General features: G+C 68.2%; 18 protein-coding genes. 5 read left to right on the plus strand and 13 right to left on the minus strand.

Annotated elements, in window-relative coordinates:
• Position 1: 1 nt before the first annotated feature.
• The gene (locus FA702_RS02585; RefSeq protein WP_136957234.1) at positions 2 to 1,120 is read right to left on the minus strand and encodes an NAD(P) transhydrogenase subunit alpha; all 1,119 of its coding nucleotides are present in this window, start codon (positions 1,118 to 1,120) and stop codon (positions 2 to 4) included.
• Positions 1,121 to 1,139: 19 nt separating this feature from the next.
• Positions 1,140 to 1,262, minus strand: coding sequence for an aa3-type cytochrome c oxidase subunit IV (locus FA702_RS02590; RefSeq protein ID WP_124807439.1), 123 nt, complete (start codon positions 1,260 to 1,262; stop codon positions 1,140 to 1,142).
• 182 nt (positions 1,263 to 1,444) lie between these two features.
• Here FA702_RS02590 and FA702_RS02595 point away from each other — a divergent pair, with 182 nt between their 5' ends.
• Entirely contained in the window at positions 1,445 to 2,863 is a 1,419-nt protein-coding gene (locus FA702_RS02595; RefSeq protein ID WP_136954893.1) for a sigma-54 dependent transcriptional regulator, read from the plus strand.
• 53 nt (positions 2,864 to 2,916) lie between these two features.
• Here FA702_RS02595 and FA702_RS02600 read toward each other — a convergent pair whose 3' ends face one another.
• The 4 genes from FA702_RS02600 to FA702_RS02615 all read right to left on the minus strand — a co-directional run bounded on the left by FA702_RS02600 (position 2,917) and on the right by FA702_RS02615 (position 7,560).
• Positions 2,917 to 3,762, minus strand: a complete 846-nt coding sequence (locus FA702_RS02600; protein WP_136954894.1) for a TauD/TfdA family dioxygenase — start codon at positions 3,760 to 3,762, stop codon at positions 2,917 to 2,919.
• A gap of 115 nt (positions 3,763 to 3,877) precedes the next feature.
• Positions 3,878 to 6,616, minus strand: a complete 2,739-nt coding sequence (gene secA, locus FA702_RS02605; protein WP_136954895.1) for a preprotein translocase subunit SecA — start codon at positions 6,614 to 6,616, stop codon at positions 3,878 to 3,880.
• Positions 6,617 to 6,716: 100 nt separating this feature from the next.
• The gene (locus tag FA702_RS02610; protein ID WP_136954896.1) at positions 6,717 to 6,983 is read right to left on the minus strand and encodes a hypothetical protein; all 267 of its coding nucleotides are present in this window, start codon (positions 6,981 to 6,983) and stop codon (positions 6,717 to 6,719) included.
• 73 nt (positions 6,984 to 7,056) lie between these two features.
• Entirely contained in the window at positions 7,057 to 7,560 is a 504-nt protein-coding gene (locus tag FA702_RS02615) for an energy transducer TonB (RefSeq protein WP_136954897.1), read from the minus strand.
• A gap of 122 nt (positions 7,561 to 7,682) precedes the next feature.
• On the opposite strand from FA702_RS02615, the gene argJ reads away from it, so the two are divergent.
• The 4 genes from argJ to FA702_RS02635 are packed head-to-tail and all read left to right on the plus strand — an operon-like array spanning position 7,683 to position 10,761.
• Positions 7,683 to 8,909 carry a bifunctional glutamate N-acetyltransferase/amino-acid acetyltransferase ArgJ gene (argJ, locus tag FA702_RS02620; RefSeq protein WP_136954898.1) on the plus strand — a complete coding sequence of 409 codons (1,227 nt, stop codon included), beginning with the start codon at positions 7,683 to 7,685 and terminating at the stop codon, positions 8,907 to 8,909.
• 6 nt (positions 8,910 to 8,915) lie between these two features.
• Positions 8,916 to 9,521 carry a glutathione S-transferase family protein gene (locus tag FA702_RS02625; RefSeq protein ID WP_136954899.1) on the plus strand — a complete coding sequence of 202 codons (606 nt, stop codon included), beginning with the start codon at positions 8,916 to 8,918 and terminating at the stop codon, positions 9,519 to 9,521.
• Positions 9,518 to 9,949 carry a GFA family protein gene (locus FA702_RS02630; protein ID WP_136954900.1) on the plus strand — a complete coding sequence of 144 codons (432 nt, stop codon included), beginning with the start codon at positions 9,518 to 9,520 and terminating at the stop codon, positions 9,947 to 9,949. The genes FA702_RS02625 and FA702_RS02630 overlap by 4 nt, the downstream gene beginning before the upstream one ends.
• A complete protein-coding gene (locus FA702_RS02635) occupies positions 9,946 to 10,761 on the plus strand; it encodes an inositol monophosphatase family protein (RefSeq protein WP_136954901.1) in 816 nt (271 codons plus the stop codon). Before FA702_RS02630 ends, FA702_RS02635 begins: the two co-directional genes overlap by 4 nt.
• A gap of 125 nt (positions 10,762 to 10,886) precedes the next feature.
• Here FA702_RS02635 and trxA read toward each other — a convergent pair whose 3' ends face one another.
• The 7 genes from trxA to FA702_RS02670 are packed head-to-tail and all read right to left on the minus strand — an operon-like array spanning position 10,887 to position 22,275.
• On the minus strand, positions 10,887 to 11,207 hold the full coding sequence (trxA, locus tag FA702_RS02640) for a thioredoxin (protein WP_124807449.1): 321 nt from the start codon (positions 11,205 to 11,207) through the stop codon (positions 10,887 to 10,889).
• 59 nt (positions 11,208 to 11,266) lie between these two features.
• Positions 11,267 to 14,755 carry a double-strand break repair helicase AddA gene (gene addA / locus FA702_RS02645; protein WP_136954902.1) on the minus strand — a complete coding sequence of 1,163 codons (3,489 nt, stop codon included), beginning with the start codon at positions 14,753 to 14,755 and terminating at the stop codon, positions 11,267 to 11,269.
• A complete protein-coding gene (gene addB / locus FA702_RS02650) occupies positions 14,752 to 17,745 on the minus strand; it encodes a double-strand break repair protein AddB (protein WP_136954903.1) in 2,994 nt (997 codons plus the stop codon). The genes addA and addB overlap by 4 nt, the downstream gene beginning before the upstream one ends.
• A gap of 21 nt (positions 17,746 to 17,766) precedes the next feature.
• Positions 17,767 to 18,489: a nucleotidyltransferase family protein gene (locus FA702_RS02655; protein WP_136954904.1), complete on the minus strand. Its 723-nt coding sequence runs from the start codon at positions 18,487 to 18,489 to the stop codon at positions 17,767 to 17,769.
• Complete coding sequence (locus FA702_RS02660) at positions 18,486 to 19,481, minus strand: aminoglycoside phosphotransferase family protein (protein WP_136954905.1); 996 nt, start codon at positions 19,479 to 19,481, stop codon at positions 18,486 to 18,488. The genes FA702_RS02655 and FA702_RS02660 overlap by 4 nt, the downstream gene beginning before the upstream one ends.
• Positions 19,472 to 19,927 carry a tRNA (adenosine(37)-N6)-threonylcarbamoyltransferase complex ATPase subunit type 1 TsaE gene (gene tsaE / locus FA702_RS02665; protein WP_136954906.1) on the minus strand — a complete coding sequence of 152 codons (456 nt, stop codon included), beginning with the start codon at positions 19,925 to 19,927 and terminating at the stop codon, positions 19,472 to 19,474. The genes FA702_RS02660 and tsaE overlap by 10 nt, the downstream gene beginning before the upstream one ends.
• The gene (locus tag FA702_RS02670) at positions 19,924 to 22,275 is read right to left on the minus strand and encodes a PAS domain-containing sensor histidine kinase (protein WP_136954907.1); all 2,352 of its coding nucleotides are present in this window, start codon (positions 22,273 to 22,275) and stop codon (positions 19,924 to 19,926) included. The genes tsaE and FA702_RS02670 overlap by 4 nt, the downstream gene beginning before the upstream one ends.
• Between the last annotated feature and the right edge of the window lie 85 nt (positions 22,276 to 22,360).

Here is a 22,360-nt window from a genome sequence, read left to right on the forward strand (position 1 = left end):
CTCAGCCGAGCAGTCGTTCGTTGACGACCTTGCCGCCCTGCGTCAGGCGAATGGCGTTGCCGATTTCCTCGTCCAGCACCGGCCGGCCTTGCTCCTTGTCCCAGAAGGCGGAGAGGAAGTTGTAGAGGTTGCGGCTGAACAGCGCCGAGGCATCGGCCGGCAGGTGCGCGGGGGTGTTGGAATAACCGACGATCTTCACGCCGTGCTTCTCCACCACCTGATCGGGCACCGATCCTTCCACGTTGCCGCCCTGCGCTACGGCCAGATCGAAGATCACGCTGCCGGGGCGCATCGTGGCGATCTGCGCGTCGCTGATCAGGCGCGGCGCGGCGCGGCCAGGGATCAGCGCCGTGGTGATGACGATGTCCTGCTTGGCGATATGCGCCGAAACCAGTTCGGCCTGCGCCTTCTGGTATTCCTCGCTCATTTCGGTGGCATAGCCGCCGCTGCCTTCGCCCTCGATCCCCGCCACGCTTTCGACGAAGATCGGCTTCGCGCCCAGCGACTGGATCTGTTCCTTCGTGGCCGAGCGCACGTCGGTCGCCGAAACCTGCGCGCCCAAGCGGCGCGCGGTAGCGATGGCCTGAAGCCCGGCCACGCCCACACCCATGATGAACGCCTTAGCCGCGCTGACCGTGCCGGCCGCCGTCATCATCATCGGGAAGGCGCGGCCATAAAGGTCCGCCGCCACGATAACCGCCTTGTAACCGGCAAGGTTCGATTGCGAGGACAGGATGTCCATCGACTGCGCGCGCGTAATGCGCGGCATGAATTCCATCGCCAGCGCTTCCAGGCCGGCGGCGGCATAGGCATCCACCCGGTCGCGCCGGCCGAACGGATCAAGCCCGGCGACGATCCACGCCCCCGGCTTCACCCCGGCCAGCAGATCAGCCTCCGGCCCCTGCACGCCCAGTACGATGTCCGCGCCCTTGGCCGCGCCTTCGGCAAGCACTTCCGCCCCGGCCGCGCGATAGTCAGCGTCGGCGATCGACGCGGTCACACCCGCGCCGCTTTCGACACTGACCGCGGCGCCAAGGCCGATGAACTTCTTGACCGTTTCCGGCGTCGCCGAAACCCGGCTCTCTCCCGTCGCGCGTTCCCGAAGGACGGCGATCTTTATGGTTTCGCCCACGCGCCGCTTACTGGATCACCACGATAACGAACGCGACGATCAGCACGATCACCGGCACCGAAATCTTGATGAGGTTGATGAAGCCGGCATAGGTGGCCTCGGCGGCCTTCATGTCGTTCGCGGAAGTCATGATCTACCTCTTTCCCCCGGCGCGTCGAAGCGCCTTCGCGGCCTCTCTAACGGCACCGTCCCGTTCGCTCAAGAACGAACCTCGTTCATCGCGTTCCGGGCCGCTGCGTGATGGTCGCCACGCTTAACAGGGTCTTTACCCGATAGGCGTAACAGAAGCGCGGATCATTGACCGGGAAGACCATGGCAGAGCCCGAAGACCGCCTTTTGATGTTGATCGATGACGAGCCGGCACAGTGCCGGCTGATCACCGCTCTTGCCGCGCGGGAAGGATGGCGCACGATCATCGCGCGCGATTCCGAAACCGCGATCGCCACCCTGGGCACGCGGCAAGGGATGCAGCTGGGCGCGATCATCCTCGACCAGTGGGTGCCGGGCGACGATGCCTGCGCGCTGATCGCCGAACTCAAGGCCCGCCGACCCGCACTGCCCATCCTGATGCTCACCACCAGTTCTTCACCCCTGCTCGCGGTGGAAGCCATGCGGGCGGGTGCCACGGATTATCTCATCAAGCCGGTCGCGCCGGATCGCTTGCTCCAGGCGCTGCGCAGCGCGACCACGCGCGAGGCGCCGGCGGTGGAACTGCAACCGCTGACCGAAAAGATCGGCGCCGCGCTCGATTTCGATTCGATGATCGGCGCCGCACCCTCGTTCCGCGCCGCGCTCGCCGTGGCGGCCAAGGCCGCGCGCACGCAGGGCACCGTGCTGATCGAGGGCGAATCCGGTAGCGGCAAGGAAATGCTGGTGCGCGCCATGCACGCCGCCTCTCCCCGCGCCAAGACGCCGCTGCGGATCGTCAACGCCGGCGGTATTCCCGGCAACCAGATCGAATCCGTGCTGTTCGGGCATGAAAAGGGCGCGTTTCCCGGCGCGTTCGAACGGCAGGCCGGCGCGCTCCAGCATGCCGACGGCGGAACGCTGGTGATCGACGAGATCGACCGCCTCAATCCGCATGTGCAGGAACGTCTGCTGCAATTCCTCGAACGCGGCGATGTGCAGCCGATCGGCGCGCGCCACCGCTTCCGCGTGGACGTGCGACTGATCGCGTGCAGCAACAGTTCGCTGCGCGAGTTGCAGCATGTCGGGCTGTTCCGTCCCGATCTGGTCGACGTGCTCAGCACGGTGCTGGTCAGCCTGCCGCCGTTGCGCGAACGCAGCGGCGACATTCCGGCGCTGACCCGTCATTTCCTTGCCCGGATCGGCGAGCAGCCGGGCCTGCGACACCTTGGCATCACCGATGGCGCGCTGGCGCTGCTGTCGGCCTATGACTGGCCGGGCAATGTCCGCCAGTTGCAGGCCACGCTGTTCCGCGCCGCCGTGTTCTGCGACAACGAGGCGCTGACCGCGCAGGATTTCCCCAACCTCTCGCTGATGGTCGGCGAAGCGCCGCGCCACAACCCGCAGCACAGCGAGGGTGCGGGCGTCATGCTCTATGCCGCCGACGGCAACCTGCGGCCGCTGGAAGAGATCGAAGCCGACGTGATCCGCCTTGCCATCGGCCACTATCGCGGCCGCATGAGCGAGGTGGCCCGCCGGCTCGGCATCGGCCGTTCCACGCTCTATCGCAAACTGTCGGAACTGGGCATCGACAACGCCGCGTAGGCTGCCTCAAGACGAGCAGGATTGCGCAGCCTCAACGTCCGCAACCATCCCGATCAAGACAACGGTTCGCCTTCCAGCGTGATCCGGTGCATCTCGCGCCGGTGGCCGTGGTAATCGTTCAGGGCATAGTGCCAGGTGGCGCGGTTGTCCCAGAAGGCCATCGATCCCTCGGCCCAGACGAATTCGGTCGCGAAATCGCCTTCCACGCAGTGCTTGTAGAGTTCGGCCAGCAATTGCCGGCCCGCTTCCTCGTCACGCCCGACGACGCCGATGGTGAAGGCCGGGTTGACGTAGATCGCCTTGCGCCCGCTCAAGGGGTGCACCAGCGCGATCGGATGCGTCACGTCGGCCAGCACGTCCGCCACGGCGGCGTTGCCGAAGCGGCCCTCGCGGGTGTCGGCATTGCGCAGCTCCTCGCGCACGTTCGTGCCAAAGATGTGCTTCGCGGAGTGGACCGCGCGCACGCCCTCGATCTCGCGCTTCAGGTAGTCCGGCAGCGCGTCATAGGCCGCGTACATCGAGGCGAACAGCGTGTTTCCGCCTGATGGCGGCACTTCGCGCGCCAGCAGGATCGAGCCGAGCGCGGGCACCTCGTCGTAGCTGTGGTCGGTGTGCCAGCCACCGCCGATGTTGTCCTTCTGCGCGGCTTCCTTCACCACCAGCGCGATTTCCGGATAGGCCGGATGCGCGGCGAAGAAGCGGTTGATGTTGATTTGGCCCCAGCGCCGGGCGAAGGCGATGTGCTGGTCTTCGGTCAGATCCTGATCGCGGAAGAAAACCACGCCGTGATCGACGAACGCCTGGCGGATCGCGCCGAACTCTTCATCGCTCAGCCGCGCCAGATCGACGCCGGTGATTTCCGCGCCGAAAACGCCCGTCTGCCTGATTTCCATTGCCATGCCTGCTCTCCCGGGACAGCCTTGGCATTCACCATGCCAATTCTTTGCCGGCAGGCAATCGAAATTGCACCCGCTTACCGCCGGACGATGGGGCCGGCCGGCGGCAAACCGGCGATCAGACCGCCGCGCCGTGGCAGTGCTTGTACTTCTGCCCCGAACCGCAGGGGCACGGCGCGTTGCGGCTGACGCCCTGTCCGGCGAAGGGATCTTCCGTGCCAACCGGGGGCAGCGTGGCGAGGCCCGCTTCCGCCCCGCCCAGCGCGCCCAGCATCGCAGCGGCGCCGGGCACCTGCACCGCGTCATTCTCGCCGGTGAACGGATCGATGTGGCTGGTCAGGAAATCGGGCAGTTCGGGAAGCTGGAAATCGTCCGCCGGCCGCATCCGGATCTCGCTGGTCATCAGGATGCGCGTCACGTCCTCGCGGATCGCGTCCAGCATCTTCTCGAACAGCCCGAAGGCTTCCTGCTTGTATTCGTTGATCGGCGTCTTCTGCGCATAGGCGCGCAGGAACACTACCTGCCGCAGCGCGTCCAGCGTGGCGAGGTGTTCCTTCCAGTGGTGATCGAGCCGTTCGAGCAGGATCGACTTTTCCAGGCCGCGCCACGAAGCCTCGTCGAGCGCGTCGATCTTGCCCGCCATGTGCGCGTCGGCCAATTCGGTCAGGCGCTCCTCGATGATCTCGGGCTCGACCGCCTCTTCCTCCATCCACTGTTCCAGCGGCGCTTCCAGGCCCAGGGTATCGGCCACGCGCTGGCGCAGGCCGTCCACGTCCCACTGTTCCGGATAGGAGCCCGGTGGGCAGGCGTCAGCCACCAGCGCGTTGATCGTGTCGTGACGCATGTCCACCACCACTTCGCCGATCGCGTCGGCGTCCATGATGTCGGCGCGCTGTTCGTAGATCACCTTGCGCTGGTCGTTCATCACGTCGTCGTATTCGACGACCTGCTTGCGGATGTCATAGTTGCGCGCCTCGACCTTCTTCTGCGCGGTCTCGATCGCCTTGGACAGCCAGCGCGAACCAATCGCCTCGCCGTCGGCCAGGTTGGAATTCATCATGCGGGCGAACAGCGTGTCCGGCCCGAAGATGCGCAGCAGGTCGTCTTCCAGGCACAGGTAGAACTTGCTGAGGCCCGGGTCGCCCTGACGGCCCGAACGGCCACGCAGCTGATTGTCGATGCGGCGGCTTTCGTGCCGTTCGGTGCCGATCACGCACAGGCCGCCGGCTTCCAGCACCTTCTGCTTTTCGGCGGTCACCTCGGCGCGGATGCGTTCGATCGCGGCGTCGCGTTCGGGGCCATCGGCCACGTCGCGCAGTTCATCCGCGATGCGGAACTCGATGTTGCCGCCCAGCTGGATGTCGGTGCCACGACCGGCCATGTTGGTGGCGATCGTCACCGCGCCAAGACGACCGGCCTGCGCCACGATATGCGCTTCCATCTCGTGGAAGCGGGCATTGAGCACGCTGTGCTTCACGCCTTCCTTGGTCAGGAAGTCCGAAAGCAGTTCCGATTTCTCGATCGAGACGGTGCCGACAAGCACCGGCTGCCCGATCTCGTAGCGCTCGCGGATCAGCTTCGCGATGGCACCGAACTTGTCCAACGTGTTCTTGTAGAACTCGTCTTCCTCGTCGATGCGCATGACCGGCACATTGGTGGGGATCGAGACGACGTTCATCTTGTAGATGTCGAAGAATTCCGGGGCTTCGGTGGCAGCGGTGCCGGTCATGCCCGAAATCTTGGGGTACATGCGGAAATAGTTCTGGAAGGTGATCGAGGCCATCGTCTGGTTTTCCGGCTCGATCCGCACGCCTTCCTTGGCCTCCACCGCCTGGTGCAGCCCGTTCGACCAGCGGCGGCCGTCCATCATGCGGCCGGTGAACTCGTCGATGATGACGACCTTGTCGTCCTTCACGATGTAGTCGATGTCCCGCTTGAACATGACGTTGGCCTTCAGCGCCTGATCGAGATGGTGGACGACCATCGTGTTCTCGACGTCATAGAGGTTCGAGCCGACCAGCAGCCCGGCTTCCTCCAGCTTGCGCTCGATCCATTCCACGCCTTCTTCCGTCAGCGTGATATTCTTGGTCTTCTCGTCGGCTTCGTAAAGCTCGGGCGCCACCTGCTTCACCACGGCATCGACCGAGATATAGAGGTCGCTCTTGTCGTCGGTCGGCCCGGAGATGATCAGCGGGGTGCGCGCCTCGTCGATCAGGATCGAGTCCACTTCGTCGACGATCGCGTAGTTGAACGGGCGGTGCACCATCTGCGACCGCTCGTGCTTCATGTTGTCGCGCAGGTAGTCGAAGCCCAGCTCGTTGTTGGTGGCATAGGTGATGTCGGCGTTATAGGCCGCGCGGCGTTCCTCCTCGTTGAGGTTCGGCACGATCACGCCCACGGTCAGGCCCAGGAACGTGTAGAGCACGCCCATCGTCTCGGCGTCGCGCCTGGCGAGATAGTCGTTGACGGTCACGACGTGAACGCCCTTGCCTTCCAGCGCGTTGAGGTACACCGCCAGCGTCGCCACCAGCGTCTTGCCCTCGCCGGTGCGCATTTCCGCGATCTCGCCTCGGTGCAGCACGATGCCGCCGATCATCTGCACGTCGAAATGGCGCAGGCCCAGCGTGCGGACCGACGCCTCGCGCACGGTGGCGAAGGCTTCGGGCAGGATGTCGTCGAGCGATTGCCCCTGATCGAGCTGTTCGCGGAACTTGGCGGTCTGCGCCTTGAGCTCCGCGTCGCTCATCGCCTGAACCTGCGGTTCGAACGCGGCGATCTTGCGCACGATCTTGTCGAGCGACTTCACGTAACGGTCGTTGGACGAGCCGAAAATGGCCTTGGCGAGCGAGCCGAGCATGGAAATATCCTGAATTTGGAGAGATGTACGGGCCGCGCGCATCGCTGTGGCGTGCTGGCGCGGCGTCTGGTCGGGGAAAGCGGGTCCGAAAACGCGCGGCTTATTCGCGCCCGCGATCCGAAAGCAGGATGCCGCAGGTCCGCGCCAGCGCCACCGTGGGCAGGCGCAGCATCTTGCGCTGCACCGTCGAACGTTTGCGCGGGGCTTCCCCGCCCTGCCCGGCGCAGCTTTGCGCACGTGGCGCGGCAGGTGCCGCAACCGCTACCGAAACGCCCGAATCTGCCACTTCCATCCGCGACGTCGCCAGCGCGACATCGGGGAAGGAAAGCCCCGTCAACAGGGCAAGAAGGGCGAGCAGCAGGCGCATGCAGGGTTTCAGATAGTATCTCGCGCGCGATCCGTCCATGCCGAACCGGCGGGAAATGCCTCCAGCGTGAATCTCAGTTGCAAGTGGCGTTGGCGATGACCCGCAGCGCCGCCGCCGGATCGCCATCCGCCTGCACCCGGCAATCGCGCGACCACATCCACGGGCCGGCGCGCGGCACGATCAGCACGGGCTGGGTCTGCTCGGGGAGCACCCAGCGAATCTTGTTGCGGTAATGGCCGGCTTCCGCCTTGCCGCCGGCATCGGTCGCCGGGTTGAACCGCGCCCGCGTGGAAACCAGCCGGCAGGTGGCTTCGTCCAGCGCCGGGGAACCGCTGCCCGTCGTGACCGTGCAGCCCGTTGGCACGCCGTCCGCACCCACCGCTACGTCGAACGCGACCGCGCCTTCCGCGCCGGCGGCCAGCGCGTCCTTCGGATAGTCATCCGCCCCGATCCACGTGCCGGGGCTGTTGCTCGGCGTCGGCCCTTTGGGCGAGGCTGCCTGTGCGGCGCTCGCGCAGGCCAGGCCCGCGCAGGTAAGGGAGGTCAGGGCGGTCAGCAGCAGGGTCTTGATACGCATGGGCGCTTCCGTGCCCGGAATTTCCGTTCGGGTAAAGCATCAAAGAGGCCGCGCGAATGGAGCATCGAAAACACGCCCAGGCTTCTTGCGATGCGCGTGGCGGGGAGCTAACCGCTTGCCCCATGTCAGACGCCGTCTCTCCGCTCGCCAAGCCCTTCCCCGCTCTTCCGGCCATCGCCGGGGTGACGCCGCGCGTCGCCCGTGCCGGCTACAAGAACTGGGGCCGATGCGATCTGACCTATGTCGAGCTGGCGGAAGGCACGGCAGTGGCGGGCGTGTTCACCCGCAATGTGTGTTGCTCCTCGGAAGTCGAACTCGGCCGCATCAACGTGAAGCAAGGCCTTGGCCGCGCGCTGGTGGTCAACGCCGGCAATTCCAACGCCTTCACCGGCTATCGCGGGCGCGAGGCGGTGGAGCAGATCATGGCGCAAGTGGCCGACCATCTCGGTTGCGCGAAGGAACAGGTCTTCGTCTCCTCGACCGGGGTGATCGGCGTGCCGCTGCCCAAGGACAAGGCGCGCGCTGGCGTGGAAGCCGCGCTTACCGCACCGGAATGTTCGTGGGAGGACGCCGCGCGCACCATCGGCACGACCGACACGTTCGCCAAGGGCGCCACCGCCACCGCGATGATCGGTGACACCACGGTCACGCTGAGCGCCATCATCAAGGGTTCAGGCATGATCGCGCCCGACATGGCGACGATGCTGGGCTATGTCTTCACCGACGCGGCGGTGGAATCGGCCTTCCTCCAGCAGCTGCTCTCGGCGGCGAACCTCCGGACGTTCTCCTGCATCACCGTGGATAGCGACACCTCCACCAGCGATACCGTGCTGGCGTTCGCCACTGGCCAGGCCGGCAACGCGCCGCTGGCCTCGTTCGACAGCCCCGGTGCGGACGCCTTCGCCGCCGCGCTGGAGGACGTGTGCCGCCAGCTGGCGCATCTCGTCGTCAGGGACGGCGAAGGCGCGCAGAAGTTCATCACCGTGCGTGTCACTGGCGCGGTCAGCGACGAAAGCGCGCGTCGGGTGGGTCTTGCCATCGCCAATTCGCCGCTGGTCAAGACCGCCATCGCCGGCGAGGATGCCAACTGGGGCCGCGTGGTCATGGCCGTGGGCAAGGCCGGCGAACCGGCCGACCGGGACAAGCTGTCGATAGGCTTCGGCGGCATCTGGGCGGCGAAGGAAGGGCAGCCGCTTGCCGATTACGACGAAGGCCCGGTCGCCGCGCATCTCAGGGGCCGCGAGATAGGCATCGAGGTCGATCTCGGCCTGGGTGATGGCAGCGCAACGGTGTGGACCTGCGATCTCACGCACGGCTACATCTCGATCAACGCCGATTACCGGAGCTGACCCGCGATGCTCACGATCTGGGGACGGCTCAATTCGCACAACGTCAAGAAAGTGGCCTGGGCCGCGATCGAGATGGACCTGCCGCACCGCCGGATCGACATGGGCGGTCCGTTCGGCTTCACGCCGGACTACCTCGCCAAGAACCCCAACCGGATGATCCCGACGATCGAGGACGGTGATCTGGTGCTGTGGGAATCGAACGCGATCCTGCGCTATCTGGCCGACCGCCATGCCCCGTCGTTCCGAAGCGACGATCCAGCCACGCGCGCAATGGGCGACAAGTGGATGGACTGGCAGTTCCATTTCGCCGACGCGCAGCGCGATGCGTTTCTCGGCTGTGTGCGCCAGGGCAAAGACGCCAGCGATCCGGCGGTCGCCCGATCGGCGGAAGCCTCGGGGGCGATGATGCGCATTCTCGACGCCGAACTCGCCACCCGCCCGTGGCTGTCGGGCGACCGCTTCGGCATCGCCGACATTCCGATGGGCGTCTATGCCTACACCTTCTTCAGCATCGCTGTGCCGCGCCCGGATGTGCCACATGTGGCGGAATGGTACGCCCGGCTGCGCGAACGGCCCGGCTATGCCAGCCAGGTCATGATCCCGCTGACATGAGCGGCGACGGAAGCGGGGACTGGACCGGCGGCTGCCTGTGCGGCACGGTCCGCTACCGGTTGGCAAGCCCGCCGACCGACGCGGGCTGGTGCCATTGCCGCACCTGCCAGCTCAATTCCGGCAGCCCCGCCATGGCCTTCGCCTCGGTTCCGGCCGATGCCTTCGTGATCGAACAGGGCCTCGCGTCCATCGGGCGGGCATCGTCCAGCGAAAGCGGCGAACGCTGGTTCTGCCGCGCCTGCGGAACGCCGCTGCTGATGCGCCACAAATCCGCCGCCGCGACCGCCGATTTCAGCCTCGCCACGCTCGATCATCCCGAACGCGTCACGCCGGGCTTCCATATGTTCTACGCCAGCCGCATCCCCTGGGCGGAGCCGGCCGACGATCTTCCCCGTTACCCGCGTTCGCGCGCCGAAGGACTTTCATGACGGAACCCGCCCTCGATACCGCCGTCGCCGCGCTGATGCGCGATACGGCGCAGCGCACGCTGCTGCGGCACTATCGCCAGCTTGCCGATCATGAGATCGTCGCCAAGGCGGCGGACGATGTCGTGACCATCGCCGATACCGAAAGCGAGGCCCTGCTGATCGAAGGGCTGGCGAAGATCCTGCCAGAAGCCGCGATCGTGGGCGAAGAGGGCAGCCATGCCGATCCGGCGCTGATGGACCGGCTGGGCGACAGCCTGTGCTGGGTGATCGACCCGCTCGACGGCACCAACAATTTCGCCGCCGGCAAGCCTCCGTTCGCGATCCTGATCGCGTTGGCGGAAAAGGGCGAGACCGTGGCGGGCTGGATCTACGATCCGCTGATCGATCGCCTGTGCATCGCCCATCGCGGCAAGGGCGCGTGGGTGGATGGCGAGCGCGTGATGGCGCAGGCGACCGGGCAGGAACCGCCGGTCGCCGCGATCTCGCTGGTGTTCGTGGACAAGGACAAGCGCGAGGCGATGCGCCAGCATATCGCACCGCACTATACGCTGGTGGACATCCCGCGCTGCGCGGCCGAGCAGTATCCGCGCATCGTGCTGGGCGTGAACGACCTGTCGATCTTCGAACGCACGCTGGCGTGGGATCACGCGGCGGGCGTGCTGTTCGTCAAAGAGGCCGGCGGCAAGGCCGCGCGGCCCGATGGTTCGCCTTACCTGCTGGACCGGCATCTGGAGCCGGGCCTGATCGCGGCGGCAACGCCCGCGCTTTGGGATGCCATGGCGGAGAGGCTGAACACCCTGCCGGGCGGGTGAGCCACCGCGCATCCGGCTTCGTCATTGCGAGCGCAAGCGAAGCAATCCAGAGTCCGGCGTGCCAATCTGGATTGCCACGGGGCTTCGCCCCTCGCAATGACGATTCAGGGCAAGGGCATTCAGCGTCAGAGAACGCTTTCGATCCAGCCCTTGAGCTGGCTCTTGGGCGCGGCACCCAGCTTCTGCGCCACCGGCTTGCCATCCTTGAACAGCACCAGCAGCGGGATCGACTGCACGCCGATTTCGCCCGGAATGCCGGTGTTTTCCATGATGTCCATCTTGGCGATGGTCAGCTTGTCGCCCAGTTCCTCGGCGATCTCTTCCAGCGCCGGCGCGATCATCTTGCACGGGCCGCACCAGTCGGCCCAGAAATCGACCAGCACGGGCTTGTCGGATTCGAGAACGTCGGCGGCGAAGCTGGCGTCGGTGACGGCTTTGGTGGACATCGGTAACTCCTTCTGGTCTTGGCCGCCAATCTAGGCGGTCCCTGTCTTGAAACAACAGATCACGCGGAAAAGGATTCCTGCGCGGGGGAAAGGTCCAGCTTCTGCGCCGCCAGCAGCGCATCCGGCAAGGCGAACAGCTGCGGCGTATGGGTATAGAGCAGCGCGGCTTCCACGCGGCGGCCGGGGTGGATCACCTGCAGCGCCGCGACATAGGCCGCCATCTGGCGAAGATAGGCCGTCGGAATCTCCTCGATCCGCGCGGGCGGGCGGCGCGCCGTCTTGAAATCGACGATTCGGACCAGACCGGGGCGGACGATCAACCGGTCGATCGTGCCCGTCACCACGCGCCCTTCGACCACCGCTGCCAGCGGCACCTCCGCGAGCGAATCCGGCCCGAACACGTCCTGCCAGTCCGGGTTATCGAGCACGGCCATCGCGGCCTCCGCCATCACCGCATGGTCTTCGGGCAGGAACTCCCCGCCCGCGCGCGCCAGCCAGCCAAGCGCGGCATCGCGGCGGCGCTCGCGCGGCAGTTCGGGCAGGCGCTCGATCAGCTTGTGGATCAGCGTGCCCCGTCGCGCCGCCAGTAGCGCGCCCGGCCCCGGCCGGATCGGCGGATCGGGCGCCTCGTCCTCGCCCATGGCCGACGGCGCGAGCGGGCGCGGCGGACGCGGTTCGGGGCCGATCGGCTGGAGCAGCTCGGCGGGCAGCGTCTCAAGCGTCGTGGCGGCTTCCGGCGTCGCGCCGACAACAGGCGACGGAGCCGGTGCGCCCAGTTGCCGGCGCCCTTCCCACAGCGGGTCCGCGATCCATTCGTCGGTGCCGAACAGCGGCTCCAGCATGGCATACCAGCTTTCGGGCGGAATCTCCCTGCGCCGCCCCCCCAGCGATCCGGTGACGAACAGCGCTTCCTCGGCACGTGTCATCGCCACGTAGAGCAGGCGCCAGTGCTCCTCGCGCTCCTCGCGCGCGGCTTGCGCCTCGGCCTCGCGCACCGGCCCGGCCTTTTCTTCCTTGCGCAGCGGCGGCAGCGGCACCTTGCGGGTTTCGCCCAGCACGCTTTCGGTCACCTCCAGCCCGCGCACGGGCGAGGCGTCGGGATCGTCGGCGGCATCGGCCAGAATCACGATCGGCGCCTGCAAGCCCTTGGAGCCGTGCACGGTCATCACCCGCACCAGCCCCTCGTTCTTGCCCGCCTCGCGCTTCAACTCGCCCTCGCCCGCGTCGAACCACTGAAGGAAGCCGGTCAGGCTCGGCACGTTGCCGGCGGCATAGGCCATCGCGGCGTTGAGCAGTTCGTCGATGGGATCGTTGGCTTCCCGGCCCAGCCGCGCCACCAGCTTGCGCCGTCCCTGCCACGGCCCCAGCAGCAGCCAGTGCAGCATCGCCTGCGGCGTTTCGTAGTCCGCCCGCGCCAGCAGCGCGCGCAACTGCTCCATCGTGGCGTGCGTCTTCGGCCCTTCGCTGGCGCGCAGGTGATCCCAAAGCCGCGTGCCTACCCCGCGATAGCCGTGTTCGAGCAACTCTTCCTGTGTCCATCCGACCAGCGGGGACACGAGCAGACCGGCAAGGCTGAGATCGTCCCACGGCTGCGCGGCGAAGCGCAGCGCGGCGACAAGGTCCTTCACCGCCAGCGGCGCGCCCAGCCGCAGCCGGTCCACGCCCGCCACCGGCACCCCCTGCGCATGGAGCCGCGCCACGATCAGCCCGGCCAGTTCCTTGCGCTTGCGCACCAGCACCATGATGTCGCCCGCGTTGGCGTAGCGCGGCGTGCCCTTGGCCAGCGGGAAGCCGTTTTCAAGCCACGCCCGGATCTGCCGCGCGAGCCTGTCCGCCAGATCGCGGTCGGGGCGCGAGAGCCAGCCTTCCGCGCCCTCCTCCCCGGCTTCGGGCGCGTCCTCGTCCTCGCCGCCCGCCGCCAGCCCGACCGGACGCCACAGCGTGACCAACCCCGGCCGTTCCTCCCCCACATGCGGTTCGGGCGGTTCGGCAAGCCCGAAACGGTCCGGCCCGATATGCGCGATCGCCCGGTCGACGAACGACAGCACCGATTGCGAGGTGCGGTAGGACCGTCCTAGCCCCAGCCCCAGCAGCGTCCGTGAACGGTCGTCGAGCACGTCCGCCACATCGCGCAGCTGGCGTTCCACCCGCGCTTTCGCCGCCGCGAAGTTCTCCGGGCTGGTGCCCTGGAAGCGGAAGATCGCCTGCTTGTAATCGCCCACCACGAACAGCGTGCGCAGCGCGTCGCCGTGCAGGCCCTCGCCGGCGAAGAAGTCCGCCACCAGCCCGTCCAGCACGATGCGCCACTGCGCCGCATTGGTGTCCTGCGCCTCGTCGACGAGGATATGGTCGAACCGGCGGTCGAGTTTGAAGCGGATCCACTCCGCGCTCACGTTTTCGGTCAGCAGCGCGGCGGCCTTGCGGATCTGGTCGTCGAAATCGATGAAGCCTTCGCGCGTCTTGGCCTCGTCCCACGCCAGCGCGAACCGGTAACCCAGCGTCAGCGCCGGATCGAGCATCGCCGCCAAAGCCACCAGCGCGCGCCGTTCGCGCACCGCTTCGAGGCAGCCGATCACGCGCGCAGCGTATTCGGGATAGTCCGGCGCTTTCTTGGCGATGTTGGTGGTCGAGCGGGGCTGCCCTGCCTTGGTCAGGAACTGGTCGGCCAGCAGGTCCAGCGCTTCCAGCCGCCGTTCGGACGGCAGCGCGATCCAGTCGCCCAGGGCATTGGCGGCCTCGATCCCGCTCTTCGTGCCCCATGCCGCATTGGCCTCCATGCACCACCGCACAGAGCGCACGTCGAAGGCATCGTCGGCGCAGAGCGCGGCAAGGCCCGCTCCGTCTTCGTCCGCGTCCAAACCCAGCGCGCCGTTTATGCGCGGGCGCAAGGGCGGCTGCCACGCGCCGGGTCCGAACCACAAATCACGCGCGCCGGCGCAGCGCAGCAGGAACGCCTCGACCTGATCCTGCGCCATCCGCAGGCTGAGATCGGAGAGCGCATCGAGCAGCGCCTCGTCCCCCTGTTCCTCCGCACTGACCAGCAGGTCGGCCAGCACCTGCCGCACCAGCAGCGCGCGGTCGCGGTCCTCCATCGCACGCGTGCCCGGCATCAGGCCCGCTTCCACCGGGAAGGCCGAAAGCAGCCATTGGCAGAAAGCGTGGATCGTCTCGATCCGCAGGCCACCGCCGGGGCAATCGAGCACCGCCGCGAACCGGCTGCGCGCGCGGGCCAGCGCTTCGGGGCCATAGTCCGCGCCGATCGCGATCAGCTGTTCGGCCAACGCGGTTTCGGGCAGGCGCACCCAGCTGGCCAGCACCTCGTTGACGCGCGTCGCCATTTCCGCCGCGCCGGCCTTGGTGAATGTCAGGCACAGCAGATGCTCCGGCTCAACCCCCGGCTGCAGCAGCAGGCGCAGCACGCGCGCTGACAGAACCTGCGTCTTGCCCGTGCCCGCCGAGGCGCTGAGCCACACGGTACGGCGCGGATCGACCGCGCGCGCCTGGTTGTCCTTCAGCGGATAGACGCGGCTTGGCTGCTCCCCGCTCATGCCGCATCCCCCGCGCGGCCGCGGCCCTGCCATTCGTCCAGCCGCATCAACTGGTCATAGTCCGAATAGCCCGGAAGATCGGGATTGAGCCGCGCCGTGAACGGATCGCTGCCGAGTATCCACCGCGCGATCGCCTCTTCCAGATAATCGCGCGTGCGGTCGAGGAATTCCTCGCGCGGGATGCCGGACTTGCGGCGGCCTTCCAGCACCGGCTCATCCATGAAACCGAAGCCACGTTCCCGGTTGCGCGCCAGCGACCAGTATTCGAACCGCGTCGGCGTGCCGCTCACTCCTTCGATCCCGCCGCCCTGCGCGATCAGGCCGACAAGGCCGAGCTGGAGCGCGAAGCCTTCCTCTACCATCCGCGCCGATGGCGGTGTGCCGGTCTTGTAATCGACCACCGCCAGCGTGCCGTCGGCCAGGCGGTCGATCCGGTCGGCGCGGCCATGGATGCGCACGCCATCCACCATGATTTCGCCCTTTTTCTCCCAGGCAAGGACTTCGCGCCCCTCGCCCAGCAGGCGGTCTTGTTCCGCTTCTATCCAGCCCAGCCCCGCCAGCAGGCGCGGCCGCCACAGCCCGCGCATGAACGGATGCGCGCTCATCTCCGCCAGCGCGCGTTCGGCCAGCGGGATCAACTCGCCTGGCCGGGCGCCGGCATCATGCCATGCCTCCAGAATCGCGTGGACCGCCGTGCCGCGCCACGCGGGCGTGGGGTCCGCGTCGATCGGATCGAGCGCGCGCAGGCCGAGGACGGCGGAGGCGTAGAACTGGTAGGGATCTCCCCGCAGCCGGTCGAGCGCGGTGACAGCGATCGGCACCCGGCGCTGTTCGGCCGATGGCATCGGTTCGGGCCGGGGATAGGCAGGCGCGGGCGGCGCATCGTCGAGCGCGCGGGCAAAGCGCACCGCGTCGTGCTCGTGCCGCAGTTCCCTCCCCAACATGGCGCGGATGCGCATCAGGAAGCGCGAGGGGATCGCCGGGCCGGCGGCATCGCGCTGCGCGTGGCTCAGCACCACCTCGGGCGCGCCCAGCGCGGCGGCCAGATCGTGCGCGGCCAGGCCGATGCGGAAATCCGCGCCGGGAATGCCGAGCATCCGCAGCACCGGCGGCGCCAGCAACGGATCGGGCGCGGGCGCGCCGGGCCATGACCCTTCGGTCAGACCCGCGCAGATGACCAGATCCGCCCGGCTCATCCGCGCTTCAAGCAGGCCGTAGATCGAAAGGCGCGGATGCCCGCCATAGGGCGGACGCACCGCCACTTCGTCCAGCGCGTCGCGCAGCAGCACGGGCAGATCGACGGGATCGGTCTCCAGCACGACCTCGCCGGCGGCGTCGCTCCATTGCTGCACGAACTGCGACAGGCTGCGCCCGTCCGGCTGCGCCCAGATGCCCTCGCCGCACAGCGCCTCGGCGGTCTCGGCCAGCAGCGCCAACGCTGCGCCCAGCGGCAGCGCGCCATCGAACAGCAGCAACGGGGCCAGCAGCGCCTCCGCCTCGTCCCACCAGTCGAACAGGCCGGGATAGCGCCGGTCCTGCTCCTTCACCGCCGCGCGCACAGCTTCGAGCCCCGGCCCGGGGCGCGGCCCGCGCAGCACCAGATCGAGCTGGCGCACGCGCTCCAGCCACGCCGCGCGTCCTTCGCCCGCCATCACCAGCGGATGCGCCAGCAGCGCCAGCAGCGGCACCGGCGCGGCCCGTTCGGCCATGACTTCGGCGATCTGCAGGAACAGCCGCCCCGCCGGCGTCTGGGGCAGGGGACGGCCGGCGGAATCGTCCGCCGCGATGTTCCAGCGCGCCAGATGCGCGACCACACGCACCGCCAGCGCCCGGTCCGGCGTCACCAGCGCGACGCGGCGCTCCGGCTCCGCCAGCGCCTGCTGGATCAGTACGGAGACCGCCTGCGCCTCTTCCTCTGGGTGGGCGGTTTCCATCGTGCGCACGCCCGAAAGCCGCCGCCGCTCCGCCGGCAGGCTCACCCACACCGTGCTGGCTTCGGGCGGCAGGAACAGGTTGGAAATCGCCTTGCTACGTTCGGGCGGAGCCGCAGCCAGCCCGGCGCGGTGCCAGGGCTGCACCTCGCCACGCGCCACGCCCATGCGGTTGAGCAACAGCTTGAGATGGTACTGCGGGTGGGTCACCACATCGCCCCGCGCGAACGGCGGGCCGCCCGGCTCCTCGGGCATGCCCGCCGCGCCCAGCGCTTCCCACACCGGTTCCTCCAGCGCGAGATCGAGATCGGGCAGGATCACGCCGCCGTCCGGCAAATCGGCCACCGTGCGCAACAGCCGCGCGATGGCGGGCGCGGCCGAGGTCACCCCGGCGGCGATCACCGGATGCGCCGGCGGATGGTCCCGCCATACCCGCGCCGCGTGATCGAGCAGGCGGTTGCGCCGTTCGGGCGCGTCGATCTCGCCCCGCGCCTCCTGCTCGGCGCGCCAGCGGAACAGCACTTTCGCGAACAGCCGCGTACTGTCCGTCCAGTGCTGCGAAAGATCGCCCACCGCGCCGATCACCGCTTCATCCAGCAGCTTTTCGGGCGCGACGTCCTCCACCGCCATCCGGTCCATGCTGCGCACGATCGACCGCGCCTGCCGCAGCAGTCCGGCCTCGCCCAGATTGCCGGTCTCCGGCTCCGCGCGCAGCATTTCGGCGATGCGCAACAAGCGAAACACCGGATCGCTCGCCGGCGGCACTGCCGCGCCCGGCCCCAGCGGGTCGAGCAATGGCCCCAGCGTTTCGTCGAGATCGAGATCACCCACCACCGCCATGCGCGGCAGCAGCAGCCCGCCTTCCCCGCTGGCGCGCACGAAGGCTTCGGTCACGGTGCGCACGGCGCGGCGGCTCGGCAACAGTAGCAACAGGCGCGCCAGACCGAAACCGTCCTCGCGATAGCGTGGGATCAGGCCGGCGACGAGCGCATCGGCAAAGCCCCGGTGCGCCGCGATCGACCAGACTTTCGGCCCCGTTCGCGGCGTTCTGTCGCTCATTGGCTCTCGCTCATCGCCGCCTCACATCCGGGTCAGCGCGGCCTCGGTCGGCGCGATCATCTGCGGCTCGCCAACCTCATACCACAGCCCGGTATGCGACACGCCATGAAGCCGCCCTTCGGCAATGGCGCGGTTCCACAGCACGCCGGTGGAGAACGATCCCTCGGGCGCGTCGCGCAGCAGGCGGTGGGAGACGATCTGCAACCCGGTGTAGATGAACGGCGCGATCCGGCCGGGCCGGCGGCGGCTGATCCGCCCCTCCTGATCGAGATGGAAATCGCCCGGCCCCTGGAAGTTGAACGCACGCGCATGGTTCACCAGCAGTAGCAGTGCGTCCATCCTCTCCGGGTCCCAGGCGTCGCTCAACGCGCCGAAGGCGTTGCGCGGGCCATCGAGCCAGATGTTGTCGCTGTTCACGCAGAAAAACGGATCGGCATCGATCAACGGCAAGGCGCGGATCATGCCGCCGCCGGTTTCCAGCAGGGCATCGCGTTCGTCCGAGATCGAAATCGCGGGGTGCTGCCGCTGTTCGAGATAGGCCTCGATCTGGTCGGGCAGGTAATGGACGTTGACCACCGCGCGCGCGACGCCGGCTTCTTCCAGCTTGTCGAGCGCGTAGTCGATCAGCGGCTTGCCCGCCACGCGCACCAGCGGCTTGGGCCGCGTCGCCGTCAGCGGGCGCATCCGCTTGCCGATGCCGGCCGCCATGACCATGGCGACATCGCTGGCGAGAGGACGGGTCATACCCCGAACGATCCGCCGCCCGCCGCGCGCACCTCGTCCGGGATGTTCGCGTCGAACCAGCGCACCACCGGCGCCAGCGCGGGATGTGCCAGATCGCGTTCGAGCAGCGCCCACACGCGCGGGATATAACCAAGGTAGCGCGGCTTGCCGTCACGCTTCCACAGGCGCACGAAAATGCCCACGATCTTGGCGTTGCGCTGCGCGCCCAGCACCGCGTAATCGGCCAGGAAATCGTCGCCCGGCCGCGCCCGCTCGACGTAATAGTCGAACATCGCGGCTTCGAGTGCGGGGCTCACATCGCGCCGCGCGTCCTGCAACAGCGAGACCAAGTCATACGCCGGATGGCCCGCCAGCGCGTCCTGGAAATCGAGCAGGCCCTGATTGCCAGTGCCGCCCAGCAGCATGATGTTTTCGGCGTGGTAGTCGCGCAGCACCGTCACGCCCTCGCCCTGCCGGGCCAGCAGCGGCGCCAGCACCGCTTCCCACGCCGCGGCCCAGCCGCGCGCGTCCACCTGGAGCCCGCGCGCGGGGCAGAACCAGTCGGTGAACAACTTGGTCTCGCGCAGGTATTCGGCCATGCCATAGGGCGCGAACGGCCCGGCGGGGAGCGTGCCGGCCTTGAGCAGCGCGTCGATCGCGGCGCGATAGACCGCCTCCTCGTCCTGCGGCCAGGCTTCGACATATTCGCGCATCCGCACGTCGCCGAAGTCCTCCAGCAGGACGAAGCCCTCTTCCGCCCGTTCGGCCAGGATGCGCGGCGCGCGCAGCCCGTTGGCGTCCAGCCATTTCGCCGCGCGCAGGAACGGCGCGGGATCTTCCTGCGGCGGCGGCGCGTGCATCAGCATCGCATCGCCCGCCCCACCGCGAATGCGGAAATAGCGGCGGAACGAGGCATCGCCGGGCAGCGGATCGATCGTCGCGCCCGTCCAGCCGGCTTCGGCCAGAAACGCTTCGACGCCATCGGGGACGCCATCGGGTATCGTCAGGTCCATGATCCGCGCTCTATCCAATCCGGCCCCGGCTCGACAATGGCCGAACGCCCGCTTTCCGCCGATTCCAACAGGATTGACAGGCAACCGCGCTCCTGCGCAAAGCCGCCGGCGTGTTCAGGCCATTCGGCCAGCATCGCCGCCCCCATGCGATAGTCGTCCAGCCCCAGTTCCTCCACTTCGGAAGGGGCTTCCAGTCGATAGAAATCCGCATGAACCAGCGGCAGGCGCACGGCCGGCGGATCGTAGCACTCGATGATCGCGAAGCTGGGCGAAGGCACCTCGCCCTCGTGCCCCAGCGCGGCGATCACCGCCCGCGCCAACGTGGTCTTGCCCGCCCCCAGCCCGCCCGAAAGCGCCACCACATCGCCGGGCCGCAACCGCCCGGCGATCCGCGCGGCCAGCGCTTCGGTCGCGGCGAGATCGGGCAAGGGCACGCGGTCGCTCACGGCAGGTCGACGATCGCGGTGGTTCCCTGCCCCGGTTCGGACAGGAGCTCGATGGTGCCGCCATGCGCTTCCACCAGTTGCCGCACCAGCGGCAGGCCAAGGCCCTGCCGCCGCTCCACCGCGCGGCCATCGGGCGCGACTTTCAGGCCCTCCATCGCCCGCGCCAGCACCGCCGGCTCCATGCCGCCGCCATTGTCCGAGATCACCACGCGCACCCCCTGCCGCTGGCGCGCGCATTCGATCAGGATGCGTCCGCCCGCCGGTGTAGCGGCAATGGCGTTGTCGACCAGTTGCCCGAATGCCCGCGCCAGCCGCCGTGCGTCGCCCGTCACCGTGCCGACCGAGGCATTTCCGCGCAAGTCAAGCGAGAGGCCCGCGGCGGAAATCCGCTCCGACCGTTCCTTGACCACGCCGGTCAGCAGCGGAAAAATCTCCACCGGATCGCGCGCCAGCGGCAGCGTGCCCGCCTCGCTCTGCGACAGGTCGAGCACGTTCTCGATCTGCTCGCCCAGCCGCTCGACCGAGGCGAGAATCGCCGCGACGTATTCCTTGCCCTGCGGCGTCAGTTCACCGGCGATCCCGCTTTGCAGCAGTTCCGCAAACCCGCCGATGGACGTCAGCGGCGTGCGGAATTCGTAGCTCATGTTGGCGATGAAGCGCGTCTTTACCGCATCGGCTTCCACCAGCGCGGCATTGCGTTCGCGCAGCGCCGTCTCGGCCTTCTGCGAATCCGTGATGTCCAACACCGTCAGCAGCCCGTTGCCATCGGGCAGCGGCACGCCCGCGAACTCCAGATAGCGCCCGTCGGCCAGCGCCAGCCGCCCGCTGCGCTGGCGGCGTTCCAGCGTCGCCGCCTGGATCACCTGACCGATCGTGCCGACCTGCGCCGGGCGCTTGAGTTGCTGGGCAATGCGGTTCAGCAGCACGTCCGCGCGCGGGTGCGTATCAAGGAAGCTGTCCTCCAGCCCCCATTCGGCGACGAAGCGGCGGTTCCACAACTGCAACCGGCCATCGGGCGCGAACACGGCCAGCGCTTCGAACAGGTTGTCGAACGTGGCGGTGCGGGTGCGCAGCAGCGTGTCGCGCGTCGCCGAAAGCTGGAGCTGTTCGGTGCGATCCTCAAAGATCATCAGCAACCCGCCATCGGGCATCGGCTGACCCACCACGCGCAAGTGCGTGCCATCGTGAAGGTGCCACGATTCCTCGCGGGGATCGCGGGCGAGGAACCAGCCCTGCCGTTCGCGCCGCCATTCGGGGAAATCGCGCACCTCGGGCAGGCGGCCGGTATCGCGGATGCGGTCGAGCACGCGGTCGAACGGCGGGGTATCGGCCACCCAGGCCTGCGGCACGCCGAAAATGCGCAGGAACGGTTGGTTGGCGAAGACGAGGTTCCGGCGCTCGTCGAACTGCGCGATGCCGGCGGACAGCGTATCGAGCATCTCGCGCTGGGCTTCGCGGAACCGGCGGAACTGGCGCATCAGCTCCTCCAGTTCCTCGATGTCCACGGCATAGCCTGCGACGCCTTCATCCCCCAGCGGCAGATCGCTGACCCGCACCGAACGGCGCTGGCCGCCGATAGTGGCGGAAACGATCCGTTCGACCGGCGCCTTGCGCGCCAGCACGTGCCGCGCCACTTGCGCCGCGGTCAGCCCGTCGGCCGCCTCGATCAGTTCGATGCCTTGCGTGACGACATCGTCCGCGCTCTTGGCGCCGACCGCCTTCACATAGGCGCTGTTGACCAGCCGCAATTCCATGTCGGGGCCGCGAAACCACATCGGCAGCGGCGCCGCCTCGATCAAGCCGGAAAGGCCGGCGAAATCGGCGCGCGCGCCTGCCGCTTCCGCGCGCAGCTTGCGTAGTTCGGCTTCGCTGTCGCTGAAATCGAAGAACCACACCAGCGCCGCGCCACCGGGGGAAACCTGCGGGTCCGCCAGATGCCCGCGCACCGCCAGGCAGCGCGTGCCGCCACGCGGCGTCAGCACCATGCGGAACGCCGCGCCGGTCTTCTGCGCACGGCGCACGGCATCGCTCAGTTGCGAAAGCTGCACTTCGTTGAGGCCGCGATCGCTTGCGTCGCCGGCATCGAGTTCGGAAAGGTAGCCCGGCATGGCATCGAGGCCGAGCCAGCCGGCCAGCCGGGATGGCCCCTCGATCCGCCCGTCGGCCCGCACCAGCAGCGGCAGGGCGGGCGATTCGTCCACCATCCTCGTCAGCCGGCGCGCCAGCCGGTGATGCGCTTCCGCCTTGCGCGCCCGCCCGCGCGCAACAAGCACGGCCCAGCCCGCCGCAACGGTCCATGCGGCAACCAGCAGTCCCACGATGACCAGCACGATCTGGTTCAGAAGCATCAGGCCCTCGCTATGCGGGCCTTGCGCCGATGACAACCGGCACGCGCTTCAAATCTGGTGAGGAGCGCCGCGAAAGCCACCAGAT

This window comes from Novosphingobium sp. EMRT-2 (assembly GCF_005145025.1).
Taxonomy (GTDB): Bacteria; Pseudomonadota; Alphaproteobacteria; order Sphingomonadales; family Sphingomonadaceae; genus Novosphingobium.

Excerpts from the sequence above, each read along its gene's own strand:
- FA702_RS02590 (WP_124807439.1), bottom strand. The coding sequence starts at position 1,262 with ATGACTTCCGCGAACGACATGAAGGCCGCCGAGGCCACCTATGCCGGC.
- FA702_RS02595 (WP_136954893.1), top strand. The coding sequence starts at position 1,445 with ATGGCAGAGCCCGAAGACCGCCTTTTGATGTTGATCGATGACGAGCCG.
- FA702_RS02600 (WP_136954894.1), bottom strand. The coding sequence starts at position 3,762 with ATGGCAATGGAAATCAGGCAGACGGGCGTTTTCGGCGCGGAAATCACC.
- secA (WP_136954895.1), bottom strand. The coding sequence starts at position 6,616 with ATGCTCGGCTCGCTCGCCAAGGCCATTTTCGGCTCGTCCAACGACCGT.
- FA702_RS02610 (WP_136954896.1), bottom strand. The coding sequence starts at position 6,983 with ATGCGCCTGCTGCTCGCCCTTCTTGCCCTGTTGACGGGGCTTTCCTTC.
- FA702_RS02615 (WP_136954897.1), bottom strand. The coding sequence starts at position 7,560 with ATGCGTATCAAGACCCTGCTGCTGACCGCCCTGACCTCCCTTACCTGC.
- argJ (WP_136954898.1), top strand. The coding sequence starts at position 7,683 with ATGTCAGACGCCGTCTCTCCGCTCGCCAAGCCCTTCCCCGCTCTTCCG.
- FA702_RS02625 (WP_136954899.1), top strand. The coding sequence starts at position 8,916 with ATGCTCACGATCTGGGGACGGCTCAATTCGCACAACGTCAAGAAAGTG.
- FA702_RS02630 (WP_136954900.1), top strand. The coding sequence starts at position 9,518 with ATGAGCGGCGACGGAAGCGGGGACTGGACCGGCGGCTGCCTGTGCGGC.
- FA702_RS02635 (WP_136954901.1), top strand. The coding sequence starts at position 9,946 with ATGACGGAACCCGCCCTCGATACCGCCGTCGCCGCGCTGATGCGCGAT.
- trxA (WP_124807449.1), bottom strand. The coding sequence starts at position 11,207 with ATGTCCACCAAAGCCGTCACCGACGCCAGCTTCGCCGCCGACGTTCTC.
- addA (WP_136954902.1), bottom strand. The coding sequence starts at position 14,755 with ATGAGCGGGGAGCAGCCAAGCCGCGTCTATCCGCTGAAGGACAACCAG.
- addB (WP_136954903.1), bottom strand. The coding sequence starts at position 17,745 with ATGAGCGACAGAACGCCGCGAACGGGGCCGAAAGTCTGGTCGATCGCG.
- FA702_RS02655 (WP_136954904.1), bottom strand. The coding sequence starts at position 18,489 with ATGACCCGTCCTCTCGCCAGCGATGTCGCCATGGTCATGGCGGCCGGC.
- FA702_RS02660 (WP_136954905.1), bottom strand. The coding sequence starts at position 19,481 with ATGGACCTGACGATACCCGATGGCGTCCCCGATGGCGTCGAAGCGTTT.
- FA702_RS02670 (WP_136954907.1), bottom strand. The coding sequence starts at position 22,275 with ATGCTTCTGAACCAGATCGTGCTGGTCATCGTGGGACTGCTGGTTGCC.